This window comes from Psychrobacter sp. YP14, assembly GCF_003209315.1.
In the GTDB taxonomy this organism is placed as follows: Bacteria; Pseudomonadota; Gammaproteobacteria; order Pseudomonadales; family Moraxellaceae; genus Psychrobacter; species Psychrobacter raelei.
Map to the genome: position 1 here is coordinate 1313349 of NZ_CP029789.1, position 17329 is coordinate 1330677.

Sequence of the window (17329 nt, forward strand, 5' to 3'; positions counted from 1 at the left end):
TTTATAAATTCATATCTGACATATCTATATCCAAAGAGAGCATAGATAAGAATAAGTAAATTTGGTTAGTCTAATGCAATCGATTTTTATAAATAGCCTAAGTAGATAATTTAAGCCTAATTATTTGAGCTTAATCATTTAAGCCTACTGTATGCTTTGCTGATATGGGGTGCGATAAGGGCCATTTACCGCCATATTAGTCTTACTTAGACTCTCTGTTAACCTTACTGGATGATGTTATGACTTCACAAAAAATAGTAAAACGCCTTGGCAAAACCAGCATTGTACCGCCGCATGGTAGCGATGAGCTAAAGCCTTTATTACTAGAGGGTGAGGCGCTAAGCCAAGCCTTACACAATGCCAAAAACCTACCCAAGATTACCCTAAGCTCACGTGAGCGTGGCGACTTAATTATGCTGGGTATTGGTGGATTTACCCCATTAGATGGATTTATGAATCAAGCTGACTGGCAGGGGGTTGTGGATGAGATGACCCTAAAAGCCGGCGCCCATAAAGGCCTGTTTTGGCCCATTCCCATCACCTTATCTACCAGCAAAGAGCAAGCGGATAGCCTAGCCCCAGGCGATGAGGTGGCTTTAGTGGCAGAAGATGGCGAGATTATGGGGGTCATCACTGTTGAGGAGACTTACACCATTGATAAGGCGCATGAGTGCCAGCAAGTGTTTACCACCACAGAAGAAGAGCACCCTGGGGTAAAACAGGTGATGGAGCAAGGTGAGGTGAACGTGGCCGGTGCGGTCAAGGTGTTTAGCCAAGGCGAATTCCCAACCTTATATCCTGAGATTTATAAGACGCCTGCTGAGACCCGCAAATTGTTTGAAGAGAAGAACTGGCAGACCATCGCCGCCTTCCAGACCCGCAACCCAATGCACCGCTCGCATGAATACTTGGCCAAAATTGCCATTGAGATCTGTGATGGGGTGATGATTCACTCGTTATTAGGCGCTTTAAAGCCAGGTGATATCCCTGCTGAAGTGCGCCAAGAAGCCATCAAGACCTTGATTGATAATTACTTCAAAAAAGACACCGTCATTCAAGCCGGCTACCCATTAGACATGCGCTACGCCGGTCCTCGTGAGGCATTGTTACATGCGCTGTTCCGTCAGAACTATGGCTGTAGCCATCTGATTGTCGGCCGTGACCACGCTGGTGTGGGCGACTATTATGGTCCTTTTGATGCGCAGGCTATTTTTGATGAGATTGACAAAGATGCTATGTTGACTCAGCCCTTGAAGATTGACTGGACCTTCTGGTGTAATGCTTGTCAGGCCATGGCTTCGACTAAGACCTGCCCGCATGACGCTGAACATCATGTGAAGGTATCAGGTACCAAGCTGCGCAAGGCTTTATCTGAAGATCAAGAAGTGCCTGAGAACTTCAGCCGTCCTGAAGTGCTACAAATCTTACGTAATTATTATGAAAGCATTGCCAAAGAAGACCGTGCTGAGGTTAAGCTGGTCGGCGCTTCTGCTCAATAGTCGATCTGCATTACAAGCTGCTATGTACAGCTAACGGCATCATTTAGTATTGGCTATATTTAAGATAAAAAGTATTTAAGATAAAAAGTCAGCTTCGGCTGGCTTTTTTTGTGCCCAGCAATCGGTAAATATCATAAAAAGTAAACATTAACACTACGTGAATCTAAACCTAGATAGTCAACAAATGTTATACTATTTGAATCTATAAAGACTCTCCTAAAAAATAATTAAAAAAAACCCAACACACAAGCTGCTATAAAAATGGTAAATATCTCTATTAGAGAGTTTGCTTAGGGCTTAACTTTTTGCCAAATTAGGCTTTGGCGATAAGGTATTGGTTAAGGTATTGGTATTGTAGAATTTTTTGATTTAATGGGAGTAGGGTGACAAACCATTATCACCTTGATGCATACGCTTGAGGTGGGTTTGTTTGATGTTGAGGGGCAAGGTGTCAATCAGTGTCAATAACAGTTATGGTCGCATTGGTACAAACTAAGCTAGGCACATGGTCTGCTTATTAAGAGGTATAGTCAGCGTTATGGGTAACAAATTAGCACTTATGACGGGCGGCTTTCTGCTCACAGCAGCAGTTACAGCCATCGCAGCAGAACTCCAGATCGACTCTGAAAAAGCCCCGCTATATATCGGCAAGTCGGTCATGGCATGTGGTACAGTGGCAGAGATTACTCATATGCCCAATAGGCACTACATTAATTTTGACAAAAAAAGTCCCAATCAAAGCCTCACCGCCTTGGTGTGGAACAAAGACTATGTATGGTTTGAGAAGCGCTACGGCCGTATGGACAGTTATGTGGGTAAAAAGATGTGTGTGCTTGGCAATATCACCTCCACCCAAAGCTACTTACAGATTAATGTGACCAATCCGCAATTTTTGCGTCTGCCCAATAGATAATACGCTGGCCAAAGCCGCTTTAAGCTTATGCCTGTATCTTTTGTCCTGATTCAAATACGCCAGCTGCCTGCCGCTTAACATAACGGATGAGGCAATTAGACCAGCTTAGGCTGGTTTTTTTATCACCGGTCGCCGTAAAACCACCCACTTCAGGGGGTGGATATAAGGCGACACACACTGTCGTGATCAGTACTTAAAGTATTGCAAGTTAAAATTAACCTCGCCATACTAACCCTATGAAAACCCTCAAGCTACGCATCAAAGACAAACATGCAAACCAACTAAACAAACTAGCTGGGAGTGTTAACTATGCGTGGAACTATGTTAATGCGTTAAGCTTTGAGCATTTAAGACGCACAGGTAAGTACTTTTCGGCCTATGATTTAAGCCAATACACCAAAGGCAGTGGTGAGTATTTAGGCTTGCACTCGCAAACCTTACAAGCCATCAACGAAACTCACGCCAAATCTCGCAAACAATTTAAAAAAGCCAAACTAAATTGGCGAACCAATCGTCCTGATGCCAAACGCAAAAGCCTAGGCTGGATACCCTTTAAAAAGTCTGCTATCAAGTATCTACATACAAGACAGACAGGCAAAAAGGCACTTAAATCAACCATACAGCTATCGCTCTGTAAAGGTCAAAAGCTTATCATAGACGTATTCGATAGCTACAATTTGTCTTTGTATCAAATCAATACGCTTGAGATAGTGCAAGACAGCCGTAATCGCTGGTATGCCTGTGTTACTGTTAAAGACTTTCCCAAACAAGCAAGTGGCAAAGGCAGCGTTGGTATTGACTTAGGCTTAAAGCAGTCTGCTACCACCTCAACGGGCGATAAACTACAGATTAAGCAGACTCAAAAATGGGCGAATAAATTAGCAGTCGCCCAGCGTGCAAACAATAAAAGCCGGGTAAAGGCAATACACGCCAAAATTAAAAACACAAGATTAGATGCAATACACAAATTCACCACCCAATTAGTTAAGGATAATGCCTTAATTGTGGTTGGTGATGTTAAATCACGCTCATTCACCAATTCGATGACCAACCTAGCTAAATCGACATACGATGCAGGATGGTTTGAACTCAAAAGACAACTGGAATATAAATGCAAGTATGCAGGTTGTCAGCTTGAGATAGTGAATGAGAGTTACACTACCCAAACCTGTTCGCACTGCCTTAAAATAAGTGATAGTAGTCCAAAAGGTAGAGCAGGTCTTGGAATAAGAGGATGGAGGTGTGCTGAGTGTGGCACATGGCATGATAGAGATATCAATGCTGCTAAGAACATCCTTGCGGTCGGGCTTGACCGTCTAGCTGTAGGAATCCCCTCGGTTTAGCGAGGGGAGGAAGTCAATGCGTGTGCCTGCTACAGTTAGCAACCCAATGGCATCACAAGCTGAGCTATAATAAATGACAAGTGATCACCGCTTAGCTTCTAGAGTAGGGCTTTACTATCAACCACTATAATAAGAAGCACCCTTGTATTTTTTATACTTAGAGAGTGACGGCATGTTTTTGGATTTTTTACTCGGCCTACATTTTTTGATATGGCTTACCATCTCGCTGCGGGTATTGGCCCGCCATGATCTGTCCGCTCCGGCTCGTCTGGCTTGGCTGGTGGTGCTGTTTATCTTGCCATACGTAGGCGTGGTGGTGTATTGGATGTTTGGTGAGGTGCATTTAGGTATTAACTTCACCCACCGCTATGATCGCATCACTCAGAATCTGGCCGAAAGCTATCCTCAAGTGCTGGGCGATAAAGACACGATGGCACAGGTGGTAGAGCGTGAATATCAAGCAGCCGGATATGCGGCGAGTGTCACCGGCTTTCACACTACGTTGGGCAACCGTGCGGAGCTTATGGCCGATGCCAAGGCAACGCAGCAGCGTATGATTGCCGACTTCGATGCCGCCACAGATCATATTCACGTGATGTATTATATTTGGCTAGATGATGACATGGGGACCGCCGTGGGTGAGGCATTAATGCGTGCTGCCAAACGCGGGGTGCGCTGCCGTGCCATGGTCGATGGCTTAGGGTCACGCAAGCTGTTACGCTCCTTATTGTGGAAGCGGATGCAAGACGCTGGGGTTGAGGTGAGTGTGGCGCTACCGATCAATAACTTGCTAAAAGTGCTGCTATTTAGTCGTATTGACCTACGCAATCACCGTAAGATTACTGTGATTGATGGCAAGATTGGTTATGTCGGCAGCCGCAACAGTGCTGATCCTGAGTTTCGGATTAAGCCAAAATATGCGCCCTGGGTCGATATCATGCTGCGGGTACAAGGCCCGCTGGTTGCCCAAAATCAGATGCTCTTTGCCAATGACTGGCTGATGGAAAACCCCGATACCGATTTTAACAGCTTCCCTTATGTCACCGAGCCGCATCCTGAGGGCATTGCCGCGCAAGTCTTCGCCGATGGTCCTACTCAGCGTCAAGGCACCACGCCGCAGTTTTTGAGTACGCTGATGAGTCAGGCACGTCACACCCTTATCATCTCCACTCCCTATTTTGTCCCAGATTACACCTTGATTAATATGCTGTGTGCCACCGCTTACCGCGGTGTGGCGGTGAGCATTATCTTTCCAAAAAACAACGACTCCTTTATTGTGGCCGCCACCAGTCACAGCTACTATTGGCAGCTGCTTGAAGCCGGCGTGAAGGTGTATGAGTATAAGCCTGGCTTACTGCATGCCAAGACTCTAACGGTGGATGGTAAGATCAGTCTGATTGGCTCGACCAATTTAGACTTGCGCAGCTTCGACTTAAACTATGAGAACAATGCGTTATTTTATGATGAAGCGCTCACGGCACAGATTGTGGAGCGTCAGTATGCGTATATCGCTGACTCAGATGAGGTGATGCGTCAAGAGGTGCGTGACTGGCCGATTTATTACCGCATCTGGATTAATATTGTCTCCACCATGGGGCCGCTGCTCTAGACAAACACCGTTACCAAGGGTAAACCGGCCTTTACTGAGTGTGTATACAATCTGTGTTAGCTTAATAAGCAGGTGACGACACCTTAAATGACGGATTAAGAAAAGGATGAAGTAATGAAATCAGAATCTGCCGTGAAGCTCATCATTGTAAGCTTAATAACAGCCGTGGTACTGGTGCTTATCGTAATGGCCGGCTACCCATTTTATAAGGTTTGGTCGCAAGAGATGCGCGGTAAGGCAGCATTGGCTGAGGCCACTCAGTCAAAAATGATCCAGATTGAGCAAGCCCGTGCAGAGTTAGAGTCCGCACAGCTCAGAGCGGAGGCTATCAAGATTATCGGCCAAACGGCCAAGGAGTACCCAGAATACCGTGAGCAAGAGTTCATCGGTGCCTTTGGTGAAGCGCTGCGTGAGGGTAAGATTAATCAGATTATTTATGTACCGACTGAGGCCAATTTGCCGATATTAGAGGCGGGCAAGCGTCAGCCTGTGGTCGAGGCGTCTGGCGATTAAGCGTAGGGAGCAGCGCTTACATTACTCATTTAGATACAGCTCGGCCATGCTATCAAGCTGAGTTTTTAGTGCTTTCCACTGCGGCATGACTTGGGTTAGCAGCCGCCAAAATTGCTCACTATGGTTGTACTCAGCAATATGACACAGCTCATGGAGTATCACATAATCAATGCACTCTTTGGGCGCTTTGACCAAATGCGGATTGAGCACCAGATTACCTTGGGTAGAGCAGCTGCCCCATTGTTTTTTCATCGACAGTAGTCGAAAGGCAGGCATGCCCTTAACCCAATCGGTCTTAGGCAGCATGGCCAATAAGCGCTCATAGAACACCGCTTTGGCTTTTTGCTGATACCAGTTATCCAGCAAGCTTTTGACTTTGGCGGCTCTTTCTTGAGTCTCAAGCTGCTCATGGCTTAGGTTGACATTAAGCTTACCTCGATACAGTTTTACCGCTTCTGGCCGCTGATCATCAGCTGTGACTTTGAGCACATATCTTCGCCCCAAATAAAACTGGGTCTCGCCGCTGATATAGCGCTTGGGCAGTACATCGCTTTTTTGCTTGGCAAAATCTTGTACGTGCTGCCATATCCAGCCCGCCTTTTTATTTACTGAGCTTTGTATAAAGGCTTGTGTGGTGTCCATAGGCGCTGTGACCACTACCCGCTGGTCGGGGTGAACCTTGATGCGTAATTTACGACTATTGGCCTTGCGCACTACTTCATAATCAATGAGTTTTTCGCCATAATATAAGCGGTGGCTGTTTTTGGCTGTAGCGCGGTCTGTCATCGCTTGCCCCGTGAGAGACCCAAGCGTGCGATATTAATCACTTCTTGAGCCATACGCTTGGTATTGTCTATACCGATTGCCTTGTACAATAAGCGCATCATTTCAAAGTTAATTGACTTCTCCATTTGGGCAGGATTTAACGAGTTCTCGCTAACCGCAGTATTGACGAGTTTATCAATCTCAAATGCATAATTGATCAAGTCCTGCTCGCTAAGCTGATTGTCGATGAGCAAACTTTTGGGAAATAAATGCTTAAACAGACCAAAGTAAGCTTGAGCATGCTTGTTATGCACACCTGATGGATCAACAAAGGCATTGGGCACATCGGGCATGTTACGGGCTTTGACATCCTGCTCGAAGTCGGCAAACATCATATATTGCTTCACTGGGGCATCGAACATGGCCTTGGCATCTTCAATGGCCTGCTTTAATAATTTAGAAAAATGCTCTTGAGCATAAGGGTCATCGGCCAAGTCTACTTCAATCATTTTGGTCACTCGGCTAGTAATCTTATCGGTCTGGTTACGTGCCTCATCATCGTTCAGCTGTTCAGGCTTGACCTCTTTCCCCATATTACCCACCAGATAAGCACCCTCAGGCTCTTTGACCTCAAGACCGGCGATGTGCTTATTGAGTAGGTTTCGAATGTCGTCTTCATACTCATCAAAGTCGATGGTCTCATTGGCATCTTCACGCACTTGCTTACGCAGCTCGATAAAGGCCTTTAAGTCTTTTTTATACAAATTGCGCTTTTTGTCAAAAAAAGTATCGTCGAAGTAAGACGCCGATTGCAGCGCCACTTTCATGGTATTGGCAAATTCAGTCAAGGCGGCATAAAAGTCATCGCGTTTTTTAAGGTTGGTATCGACGACCATGCCATCACGCTGTTGCATCTTGGGCGATAACGCCTGACGTAGTGCGTGCCCATCTTGCTTATTAGCCACATCAGCGAAGATGGCCCAGACCTTGCTATGCAGCATGGGCAGCTTCTTATACTCACTCTGCATCGAGCTATACAGGCCAGCTAAGTCATCAATATCAAACCCGCCTTGAGTCCGCTCAGCCAAATTCTGATAATCTTCGATGGTGGTATCAAGCTCTTTTAAAATACCTCGATAATCAATAAGATACCCAAATTGCTTATGACTGTGTAAGCGGTTCACTCGGGCGATGGCCTGAATCAGGTTATGGCTTTTAAGCGGCTTGTCGATATACAGTACGGTGTTTTTGGGCTCATCAAAGCCGGTCAATAGCTTATCGACCACGATCATAATATCGGGCCCATCGTCTTGGCTAAAGGCATCGATAATGTCCTTGGTATATTGCACATCATCCATACCATAGTTGGGCGCGACATGCTGCATCCACCAGTTTTGAACGATATCTTTACTCTCTACATCGACCTCAGTATGGCCCTCTCTGGTATCAGGCGGTGACATCGCCACCACTGAGGTGACTTTGCCAATATTGTCTAGTGCCTGCTTATAGCGAATGGCTGAAGCTTTAGAGTCGCAGGCCAGTTGACCTTTTAACCCTTGCTGTTTGAAGTTTTGAAAATGGTCTGAGATGTCATGGGCGATAAGCTCAATACGCCCCTCGACTTGATACACCTGTCCTTTTTTGGCAAATTTACGCTTAAGGTCGGCTTTTTGTTCAGTGGTCAGCTTCTGAGTGATGCGATCAAACCATTTATCAATGGCGACATCATTGGTGTTGAGCTCAGGTATGCGCTCTTCATATAACAAGGGGGTAACGGTCTTATCGGCTACCGCTTGCTGCATGGTATAAGAGTGGATGATTTTACCAAATTTATTTTCGGTCTTATCGTCTTTGAGTAGCGGCGTACCGGTAAAGGCAATAAAGGCGGCATTGGGCAGCGCCTTTTGCATAAGGATATTATTGGCACCATTTTGGCTGCGGTGACCCTCATCGACCAAGACGATAATGTTTTCGCTGGGGTTATAAAATTCGGGGTACTGCGCGGCGGCGCCAAATTTGTTAATAATAGAGAAGATAATACGCTCATTACCTTGCCCCACCTTTTTTGCCAAGTCTCGACCCGATAAGGCCTTGGCCATCGCTTTGTCTTTATCGCTAAGGGCGCCAGCTGAGATAAAGGTGCGCGCAATTTGGTTTTCTAAATCAATGCGGTCAGTGACTACAAACACCCGGCATTTGGCCAGATCCTCAAGCCAAATCAAGGCTTTGGACAAAAACACCATGGTAAATGACTTACCACTGCCTGTGGTATGCCAAATCACGCCGCCCGCGCGACTGCCTTTGTCATCAAGCTGACTGACCCGCTTAATCAGTGCCTTAATACCGAATACCTGCTGATAGCGGGCGACAATCTTGCCGGCACGACTGTCAAATAAGGTATAAAAGCGGGTCATATCCAGTAGCCTATCGGGGCGCAGTAAGCTGATAATCAAGCGGTCTTGGTCAGTCACTGTCAGCTCCCCTGACTGGACAAGCGGTAGGTATTCTTGCTTATCTCTAGGTTTGCGATGAGCGAACAAAGCCGCTAATTGATCTGGGTGTACCGGCTGATTTTTTAATTGTTTAAATTCTGCCTCTTCAAGCTCTTCTTCAATCCATTTAGCCCAGAATTTCTCTGGGGTATTGCAGGTCGCATATAGCCCCTCGTAGCCATTAATCGCCAGTAGCAATTGGCTATAAGCAAACAGATGCGGAATGTACTTTTGGCCTTGGTTACGCAGATGCTGCGATATGGCCTGGCTATTGGTGGATTTGTGCGGATTATTAGAGTCTGGGCGCTTGGCCTCGATGACCACCAGTGGCAGACCGTTCACGAAGCAGACGATATCAGGGATGACATTGCCTGTGGCATCGCTGTTTTGAACCACCATCTCCTCTGTCATATGGTAGCGGTTGTTATGGATATTATCCCAGTCAATAAGCTTAATGGTTGGCGATGCTTTTTTACCATTAACGAATTCAGTAACCCCAACGCCATATAGTAGGGCGTCATAAATGATTTCATTGGCTTTACTAAGCCCTTGATTTAAGGCTGGGGTGAGCTGATGCACAATCTTATCGATGCTGGCATCAGATAAGTGATGCTGTTTGCCTTCAAAGGGAAAGGTTTGACTGGCTAAGAACTCACGCAGCACTGGCAATAGCATCACTTGGTTGCTGCTATGGGTCGCTGAGTGGCTAATGGTATTATTCTTGGGGCTGCGCAGCTTGAAGCACTGTGCTGGCGATAGATAGTGATAACCCAAGTTCATTAACAAGGTGAGGGCAGGTATCTTGGCACTAAATTCTTCTTTGAAGTTTATACTTGGGCTGGTGTGCATAGTAATATCAAATCCCGATTCAATCATCATAAGCCGCCAGCATTTAGCGCTACGCTGGCATGGTATTGCTTTATTCTATTCTAATTTATACGCACAACAAAGCGCATCGCCATGAGCTACGCCAGTATATTCGCTACAATCGGGGCTAAACCGCACCTAAGGCGAGGTGGATAGCTTTAATCCAAAGTTTATTAATATTGTCGTGTTAATTGGTGCGTAAGACGCAAATCGAAAGCCATTAACGATCTAAAACTGAGTCATGATTATAGCCTGGTGGCAAGTGTTTGAAGTAGTCTGATTTACCTGGCTTTGACTTGAATTGAAAGTCTCTAAGTTTTTTTATATTTAATGTTGTTGTTAATATGCATGAGTTTTCTCCACCCTTAACATAAATAATGTTCGAATTAACTGTTTTAGTAGGTTGTAATATGCAAGACCCACCGTATTGTGATGTATTAACCTGAAGAGTGTAGCAGTGAATATCTCTAACGACTGACTCTAAGATATGACCATAATAGTTAGTATCTTTATTCCATACACAGGCTACTAATAAGTCAATTTCCGATTTGAATAATGAGCGATGTGTTATGTCTGAAAGTTCAAAACAATTATAAGTAGTAAAACAGGTACCCCGCCAAGATATCTTATGGTAATAAGATTTAGGTTTTAAATACTTGTTTGCAGGTTGGAGCCGGAAGGTCTGCAGCATCTCTAATTCAGCAGGCGCATAATGATTTTTAATTCGTGCCGTCATCACACACGATTTGTATTTATCTGAAGTTCGAAAAGGTAGTACCTCGATAATAAGGTTGAAAGCTGTATTATCTACTATCCAATGCTCTAAACCAAAAATAAGTCCAATTTGATTTCTTCTTGAGAAAGTAATCATAAAAGGGAGCCAACTGACAGGAATAGCTACCTCTGGGAGTACGACCATGTCTGCGTTCTCACTTATCGCAGAGTTTAAAACTCTATATAATGTTTCCTGTCTTTCAAAGCTAATATTGGGTCCTCGATCTTTACGAATTGCATCTTGAATATTAGCTGCATTTAGCTTTATGTTTGCTATAGCTAAAATTAATTTTTGTTTAGATTCGTTGCCTTCAACCTCTAAATGAGACTTAACTATTTTTGACTCTTCGTTAACAGCACTAGTAAATTCAATAGGTTCGATACTTTGTTGGAATTTATCTTTGTATTCAATCAATACATCCTCTAATAAATCATTTAAGTTTTTACCAGCGCTAAGAAGCTTATTTAGATTAAATAATTGCCATTCATCGAGATGAATAAATCTTGGAGAATATCTAAGTTTATTATTGTCGAGTTCAATATCTTTATTACTTATAAAAGAGGTTTCTATAGTTAGGTCATGGTTACTCTCATTGCCGCTTTTTGAATAGTTAGCTAGTGGCCAAGCGACTAAGTTATGCCTTATTAAGTTTGAACTTCTAAAGCTCCTAGAATGTTTCTTTAGTTCCTCTATCTGCACTTCAAACGAGTTTATTTTTCTCAATATCCTTTCATTAGCAGTATTATCTAACAAGCCCATAGTCATTGCTAAAGAAAGGTTGTTAAATAATTTTAAGTCTTCTTGCAAATATTCAGTAACACCTTTGAGTTTATATTTTCTTTTAGATTTTAAATACGTAATCTTATTGATTTCACTATTAATATAATTATAGAAGAATATTACGAACTTATTACTTCTAGTAATCACTGCATACTGGTATATTTTTTCCCATAAGCGAAAGTATTGGAGAGCATTCTGTCCTTTAAAGAAGTGTTTAACTTGTGATAAAACAGTATCGCTTTCATTTGTTCTACAAAGTCTATGGGCAATTATGTGACTTGAAAGATACTTTGCTAATTCTGTTTCATTTTCTACAAGCCCTACCATATTACGTAATTTATTAGTTGAACCATTATAAATAATATCGTACGCAAATTCTTCTAACTCTTTATTTATATGGTCGCTTGGTAAGAACTTAAAAGCACTGCTTTGTTCATCCAGCTTTTTTTTAAAGACTTCGAGACTTGCTCGACTATGGTTTTTATCAAGGAAATGTAAAATAAGCTTATCTTTTTGAATTTCAAATGATTGGTTGTGTACGTTGATTGTATAATTTGATTTTTTATTTTCATTGATAGTCAATGTAATACCAAGATAATGCTCTATGAATGATTCAATCGGTGAACCATTACTTCTAAAATCAACGTTTTCTGGTTGTTTGAAAACCATGATTATATCGTCTACATATCTACCATAATAATCTGGTCTAATATCACTCTCTATCAAATCATCAAATTCAGACAAATACCAGTTTGCAATAATAGAGGATGAAGATAGACCAATTGGCAACAATAGGTTATCTTCACAGTCAGTATGAGTTTGTTTGAAGCTACTACTTATAGATTTTTGGTATTTAACAAAAATTTGTTCAAGCAAATAATTGAGCCTTAGCGCTAACTGACATTTATCAGTATCTTCTTTATAATGATCCTCAATAATTTGTTTTATTTCTTTAAAGTCTACATCCACATTATAGTAAAACGATTTTATATCTAGAGATAATACAGCGACGTCTTCCCCATTTTTAGAGATATTGTTTGCAACATCAATTGCTTGATCTCTCCATTTGTTGTATTGGTTGATGTAACGTTTAAAAAGTTCAGTGCCGTTGGAGCTGTTCTTATTCATAGCATTTTTTAGTACGAATGGATGCATGCGGTTTCCGTAGCTACACTTGTTCATTTTAGTTTCTAAAACTGAACCAACAAACAGACACCATATAGTTTCAATAATATGGAGTTCTACAGGAGCACTTATAAAATAATTTAGCTTTGAAACAAAATACTTATCTGATTCTCTTACATTACTGATGAATAGGCCTTGGTTCTCTTTATGTTCTCTATGTCTAGAGTCTTCTTCTCGTTCAACGGCTTTAGGTAATAGGTGATAGCTTATTCTATCTAACCATCTGCTGAATTGTTTGCTATCACTGTATACATCGCTATTAATAATTAAAGCTATTTTTTCAAATACATCGTCAAGTCCATTTTTACTTTCTTCTTCACACTCCATTAGCTGGCTTAGCTTTATATTATCTTCTTCGAATTTAGCAATTCTTTGTTTCAGAAATAAATTTAAGTTTTCATGATAAGCTAGACTTTTTAAATACAAGTATGCTTTTTCAACATGCTGAATGCTAATTTTCATCACGCCACCCCAACCCGAACCTTCCCTGTCAACAACACCTGCATCAACGCCTTTTTCTCTTGCTGTAAATCGGCAAGCTGTTGTTCCAGCAAGTCGATTTCTTTATCGGCATTAGTTAATACCGCAGCGATTTTTTGTTGTTCTTTGAGGGTTGAAGGGATTTTGATAAGTTGTCTTTCAACATCTTTCTTACCTAAGCCTAATTGAGCTGTACCATTAGCATGTCTTCTAAGTTGTTTATTAACTGGGAACGAGTTTATTAAATAACTTAGAAATAATGAACATCCACTTCTTGATGTTAGACAATATACGTGGTCAGATAGAATATACTTAAAGTCTTTGTCGACATACCCAACTCTACCAATGATTTGACCACCACCGATATCATCTTTTGGCATTATTAACTGACCCTTCGATAAGAAGTCTTTATTAATTAATGTTTTCTTAGTGGGCTTGAGTTTACCATCTCTTGTTACAGAACCCATATCAAGTATGTAGTTTGTTCCAGTTTGATCGATAAACTTTGATTTGGAGGATGAGGTAGAAAATTCAAATAAATCTCCTAACTTAACTTCCTCCCATTCACCCTCAAACCGCTTACCGTCCTCATCAAGCAAACGCTTTTTACCAGTCAATAGCTGCTGCATTAATGCTTTTTTCTGCTGTTTGCTGTTATCAATCAAACGCTCAGTAGTATCAATCGCTTTATCCCAAGTGGTTAGGATTGTGGCGATTTTTTGTTGTTCGGGTAGGGGCGGAAGAGGAATCTCCATGCTTCCGTACTCTTTAGCATTAATATTAGGTTGAGCTCCTGCTCTTAGCTGGGACTGAACCCATTTATGATAATACTCACTAAAGCAATATTGCTTTAAGTATTCAGCTAAGAGAAGCTTTTGATTCGGTCTATATCGAATTAAATATCCTGCGTAAGCAGATTTTGGGTGAATATTTTCATCAAATAAAAAAGTTTTACCAACAGTATTTCCACTTCTTGCAAATAAAAAGTCATGGTGCTTGAGGCTATAATTTATACCTACACTCTCTTCGATACCAACACAGTCTTCGTTTAGATTTCCAAAGTCATTGATGTCAGTAATTCTTATATACCTTAAAGCGTTTTCTCTATATTTACATGAAGGTGCATTAGCTCCATATGATAGTTTCTCATTAGTAAGTTCAGTTAATGTTTTGATCTTCCATCCATTAGGCATCATAACCAAGCTCCTTAAGATAGTGTTCCATCTCAGTCTCTAAGCTGGCAAGCTCAGCTTTGAGTGCCAAACGCTCTTTGCGAACGGCTTCCAGATCAACCTCTGCCTCAGGCTCAAAGGTATCGACATAACGCGGAATATTTAAGTTAAAGTCGTTCTCTTTAATCTCATCAAAGCTGGCAACATACGCATATTTATCGACAAAGGCGCGGTTGTTATAAGTCTCAATGATTTTTGCTAAATTGTCCTCAGTCAGCTTGTTTTGATTTGAGCCAGATTCAAATTCACGACTGGCATCAATAAACAGTACAGAGTCATCAACTTTACCGCTAACAGGATCCGTTTTGTTCTTCTTAAACACCAATATCGCCGCAGGAATCCCCGTACCAAAGAACAGCTTTTCCGGTAAGCCAATCACCGTATCAAGCAGGTTTTCTTCAATCAGTTGCTGACGGATTTTGCCCTCACTTGAGCCACGGAACAACACCCCATGCGGCACAACCACGCCCATACGACCGGTATCGTTTTTCAGCGTTTCAATCATATGAGTGATAAACGCATAATCGCCCTTGGTCTTAGGCGGCAGACCACGATGGAAGCGGCCATACTCATCATCGGCGGCATCATCATAACCCCATTTAGTCAATGAAAACGGTGGGTTGGCAGTTACGACATCGAATTGTAATAAGCTGCCTTTATCATCAAGCAGTAGCGGATGACGCAAGGTGTCGCCCCATTCGATACGGTGGTTGTCCTCACCATGCAAAAACATATTCATTTTTGCCAATGCCCACGTCGAGCCAATCGCCTCTTGCCCAAACAGCTCATAGTTCTTGCTGCCTGAGTTTTGGCGCGCCATGGCGCCGCATTTGATCAGCAAAGAGCCAGAACCGCATGCTGGGTCGCATATCGCATCACCAGCGACAGGATTTAGAATAGTCGCCAGCAAGCTTGATACCTCAGGCGGCGTATAGAACTCGCCAGCACTGGCGCCAGAGTCAGCAGCGAAGTGCTTAATCAAGAACTCATACGCATTACCAATCACATCAAGGCTACCCACACGTGACGGGCTTAGGTTGAGCATTGGCTTACCGAAGTCCTCTAGCAGGTGACGTAATAGCTCGTTTTTCTTCTTCTCATTGCCCAAGCGGTCGGTGTTAAAGCTGATGTCTTGGAATACGTTTTTTAGCTTATTGCCATTGGCTTCCTCTATCGCGTGTAATGCTTCATCGATACGCTGACCATTGCCTGGCTGATGACGCTGCTCGTATAAGTCCCAGAAGCTGGCACCATCGGGTAGCACAAAGCGCTGATTGCTCATCAGCTCTTTTACCAGCTCTGCATCGCCATACTCAGCCATAAGCGTGTCGTGCTCATCTTTATACACATCGGACAAATACTTCAAAAACAGCATGGTTAAGATAAAGTCTTTGTAAGTATCGGCGCTAATCACACCGCGGAAGGTGTCACACGCATTCCAGACGGCTTTGTTAATCTCAGATTGACTGATGGGGGTGCTCATGGATGAGGTGGCGGAAGTCATATAAGGGTCTTTCCTTAAATAAAATGATTTTTAATTATTATCGGTACGGTTAATTGGTGAGTGCATCAAGGCATGTGCGGCTGTTTATTTGTACATCTGCAAGCCTTCGGTAATCTTGATCATGGAATGAATATATCAACGTGTAATTATTCGCCAGCATGAAATCATTAGGTATAAAATAGTCTATGCAGAGCTCTTGCAGTAATTGTTTAGAAGAGAAGTTATTAATCACTTCGCGTCTCTCATCCTCCGTGAAATGTATGGTGTACATTGCTTGCACATCGGCAAAGTAGGGGGTAAACATGGCGCTTTGAATGCGAGTGAAGCTATTGATATCACTAGGTAAGGATTGAGCATATTGAGTAGTCGTTAATCGAAAAAATGCCGCAGCCAGATCATCATCTGTATATTTGTAATCTTCATCGATTACGCCGATAGCTTTTAACGCCAAATCCACGTCAGACTCTGCCAAAGCAGAATGAGAAAGAACTAAGCTAAGTAAAAATAGAAAGCCTTTTTTCATCATTATACTCACTCTATGCGCATGGTTGTTAGGTTTTGGACGATATGAATATAATAGGTGAGCATCCAAAATTAGTCTATCGCAATAGCACGTTATACGACAATATATGTCGTCAAAGAGCCATCTACATTAAAGGCAATGCATCATGCGCGGCTTTGGACAATCGCCATAATACAGGACGACCTGAGTTTTCAATAAAAACTCAGTAACAAAGCCAACCTGCCAATCACGCCGCACCATCCATTTGCCAGAACGACAGTACACACCGGCTTTGCTTATCATTTACAAGCAGTTAACATACTTATAATCATAGCAAATAACCCAATTTTTCACACACAAAATCAATAACCTTGCTAAAGTCCTACTGCTAGGCAGAGTTATTGATAACAGCCATGGTTGTTTTGGCCAAATATTTATATACTGAGGGCAACTAGGAGTAATTATTATGATCAAATCTATTTCATCAAAGACAATCACACCGACTCTCAAAGCCAGCTTTATGGCCGCTGCCGTAATGTTCGGTAGCCTAGGCGCGTATGCAGCCGATACCCAAGACGATGCGCCCGATGAGCTGTGTGTCGATATCGCTGCTATGGCGGGCAAGGTAATGCAGGCCCGCCAAGAGGGCGCTACCAAAGCACAATTAAATAAAGTTGCGCAAAAGGCCGATGAAACCTCACAAGCCTTGGCAGCCGGTATCATCGATAAGGCATTCACCGTTAAGCGCTATGAGAACAAAGCCGATCAAGAAGCCCAAATTGATAAATTTATCTCGCAGTACTACAACACCTGCTTTAACGCACTAAATAAAGGCTAAGCGCCCAAGCACACCAAGATACAAGTCGTCTA

12 protein-coding genes are annotated in these 17329 nt (G+C 42.7%); 6 read left to right on the plus strand and 6 right to left on the minus strand.

Annotated elements, in window-relative coordinates; all coding sequences use genetic code 11:
- Positions 1-239: 239 nt before the first annotated feature.
- The 5 genes from sat (at position 240) to DLE54_RS05555 (ending at position 5877) form a co-directional block, all read left to right on the plus strand.
- Positions 240-1499 (plus strand): sulfate adenylyltransferase, encoded by a 1260-nt coding sequence (sat, locus tag DLE54_RS05530; protein WP_110816529.1) that lies wholly within the window; start codon positions 240-242, stop codon positions 1497-1499.
- 538 nt (positions 1500-2037) lie between these two features.
- Positions 2038-2412, plus strand: coding sequence for a hypothetical protein (locus DLE54_RS05535; protein ID WP_110817321.1), 375 nt, complete (start codon positions 2038-2040; stop codon positions 2410-2412).
- Between the two features lie 236 nt (positions 2413-2648).
- Complete coding sequence (locus DLE54_RS05540) at positions 2649-3755, plus strand: RNA-guided endonuclease InsQ/TnpB family protein (RefSeq protein WP_110816530.1); 1107 nt, start codon at positions 2649-2651, stop codon at positions 3753-3755.
- 172 nt (positions 3756-3927) lie between these two features.
- Complete coding sequence (gene cls / locus DLE54_RS05550) at positions 3928-5364, plus strand: cardiolipin synthase (RefSeq protein ID WP_110816531.1); 1437 nt, start codon at positions 3928-3930, stop codon at positions 5362-5364.
- Between the two features lie 114 nt (positions 5365-5478).
- The gene (locus tag DLE54_RS05555; protein WP_110816532.1) at positions 5479-5877 is read left to right on the plus strand and encodes a hypothetical protein; all 399 of its coding nucleotides are present in this window, start codon (positions 5479-5481) and stop codon (positions 5875-5877) included.
- Between the two features lie 21 nt (positions 5878-5898).
- On the opposite strand, the gene DLE54_RS05560 is transcribed toward DLE54_RS05555, so the two are convergent.
- The 6 genes from DLE54_RS05560 to DLE54_RS05585 form a co-directional block, all read right to left on the minus strand.
- The gene (locus DLE54_RS05560; protein ID WP_110816533.1) at positions 5899-6663 is read right to left on the minus strand and encodes a M48 family metallopeptidase; all 765 of its coding nucleotides are present in this window, start codon (positions 6661-6663) and stop codon (positions 5899-5901) included.
- Positions 6660-10013, minus strand: a complete 3354-nt coding sequence (locus DLE54_RS05565; protein ID WP_227535580.1) for a type I restriction endonuclease subunit R — start codon at positions 10011-10013, stop codon at positions 6660-6662. Before DLE54_RS05565 ends, DLE54_RS05560 begins: the two co-directional genes overlap by 4 nt.
- 208 nt (positions 10014-10221) lie before the next feature.
- Positions 10222-13203, minus strand: a complete 2982-nt coding sequence (locus DLE54_RS05570; protein ID WP_110816534.1) for an RNA-directed DNA polymerase — start codon at positions 13201-13203, stop codon at positions 10222-10224.
- On the minus strand, positions 13203-14417 hold the full coding sequence (locus DLE54_RS05575) for a restriction endonuclease subunit S (RefSeq protein WP_110816535.1): 1215 nt from the start codon (positions 14415-14417) through the stop codon (positions 13203-13205). Before DLE54_RS05575 ends, DLE54_RS05570 begins: the two co-directional genes overlap by 1 nt.
- On the minus strand, positions 14407-15936 hold the full coding sequence (locus tag DLE54_RS05580; protein ID WP_110816536.1) for a type I restriction-modification system subunit M: 1530 nt from the start codon (positions 15934-15936) through the stop codon (positions 14407-14409). Before DLE54_RS05580 ends, DLE54_RS05575 begins: the two co-directional genes overlap by 11 nt.
- Positions 15937-16006: 70 nt before the next feature.
- Positions 16007-16483: a hypothetical protein gene (locus DLE54_RS05585; RefSeq protein ID WP_227535593.1), complete on the minus strand. Its 477-nt coding sequence runs from the start codon at positions 16481-16483 to the stop codon at positions 16007-16009.
- Between the two features lie 442 nt (positions 16484-16925).
- Between DLE54_RS05585 and DLE54_RS05590 the strand changes: the two genes are divergently transcribed.
- Positions 16926-17297, plus strand: coding sequence for a hypothetical protein (locus DLE54_RS05590; RefSeq protein WP_011960385.1), 372 nt, complete (start codon positions 16926-16928; stop codon positions 17295-17297).
- Positions 17298-17329: the final 32 nt, after the last annotated feature.

Coding starts and splice junctions, on each gene's coding strand:
- sat (WP_110816529.1), top strand. CDS start 240: ATGACTTCACAAAAAATAGTAAAACGCCTTGGCAAAACCAGCATTGTA.
- DLE54_RS05535 (WP_110817321.1), top strand. CDS start 2,038: ATGGGTAACAAATTAGCACTTATGACGGGCGGCTTTCTGCTCACAGCA.
- DLE54_RS05540 (WP_110816530.1), top strand. CDS start 2,649: ATGAAAACCCTCAAGCTACGCATCAAAGACAAACATGCAAACCAACTA.
- cls (WP_110816531.1), top strand. CDS start 3,928: ATGTTTTTGGATTTTTTACTCGGCCTACATTTTTTGATATGGCTTACC.
- DLE54_RS05555 (WP_110816532.1), top strand. CDS start 5,479: ATGAAATCAGAATCTGCCGTGAAGCTCATCATTGTAAGCTTAATAACA.
- DLE54_RS05560 (WP_110816533.1), bottom strand. CDS start 6,663: ATGACAGACCGCGCTACAGCCAAAAACAGCCACCGCTTATATTATGGC.
- DLE54_RS05565 (WP_227535580.1), bottom strand. CDS start 10,013: ATGATGATTGAATCGGGATTTGATATTACTATGCACACCAGCCCAAGT.
- DLE54_RS05570 (WP_110816534.1), bottom strand. CDS start 13,203: ATGAAAATTAGCATTCAGCATGTTGAAAAAGCATACTTGTATTTAAAA.
- DLE54_RS05575 (WP_110816535.1), bottom strand. CDS start 14,417: ATGATGCCTAATGGATGGAAGATCAAAACATTAACTGAACTTACTAAT.
- DLE54_RS05580 (WP_110816536.1), bottom strand. CDS start 15,936: ATGAGCACCCCCATCAGTCAATCTGAGATTAACAAAGCCGTCTGGAAT.
- DLE54_RS05585 (WP_227535593.1), bottom strand. CDS start 16,483: ATGATGAAAAAAGGCTTTCTATTTTTACTTAGCTTAGTTCTTTCTCAT.
- DLE54_RS05590 (WP_011960385.1), top strand. CDS start 16,926: ATGATCAAATCTATTTCATCAAAGACAATCACACCGACTCTCAAAGCC.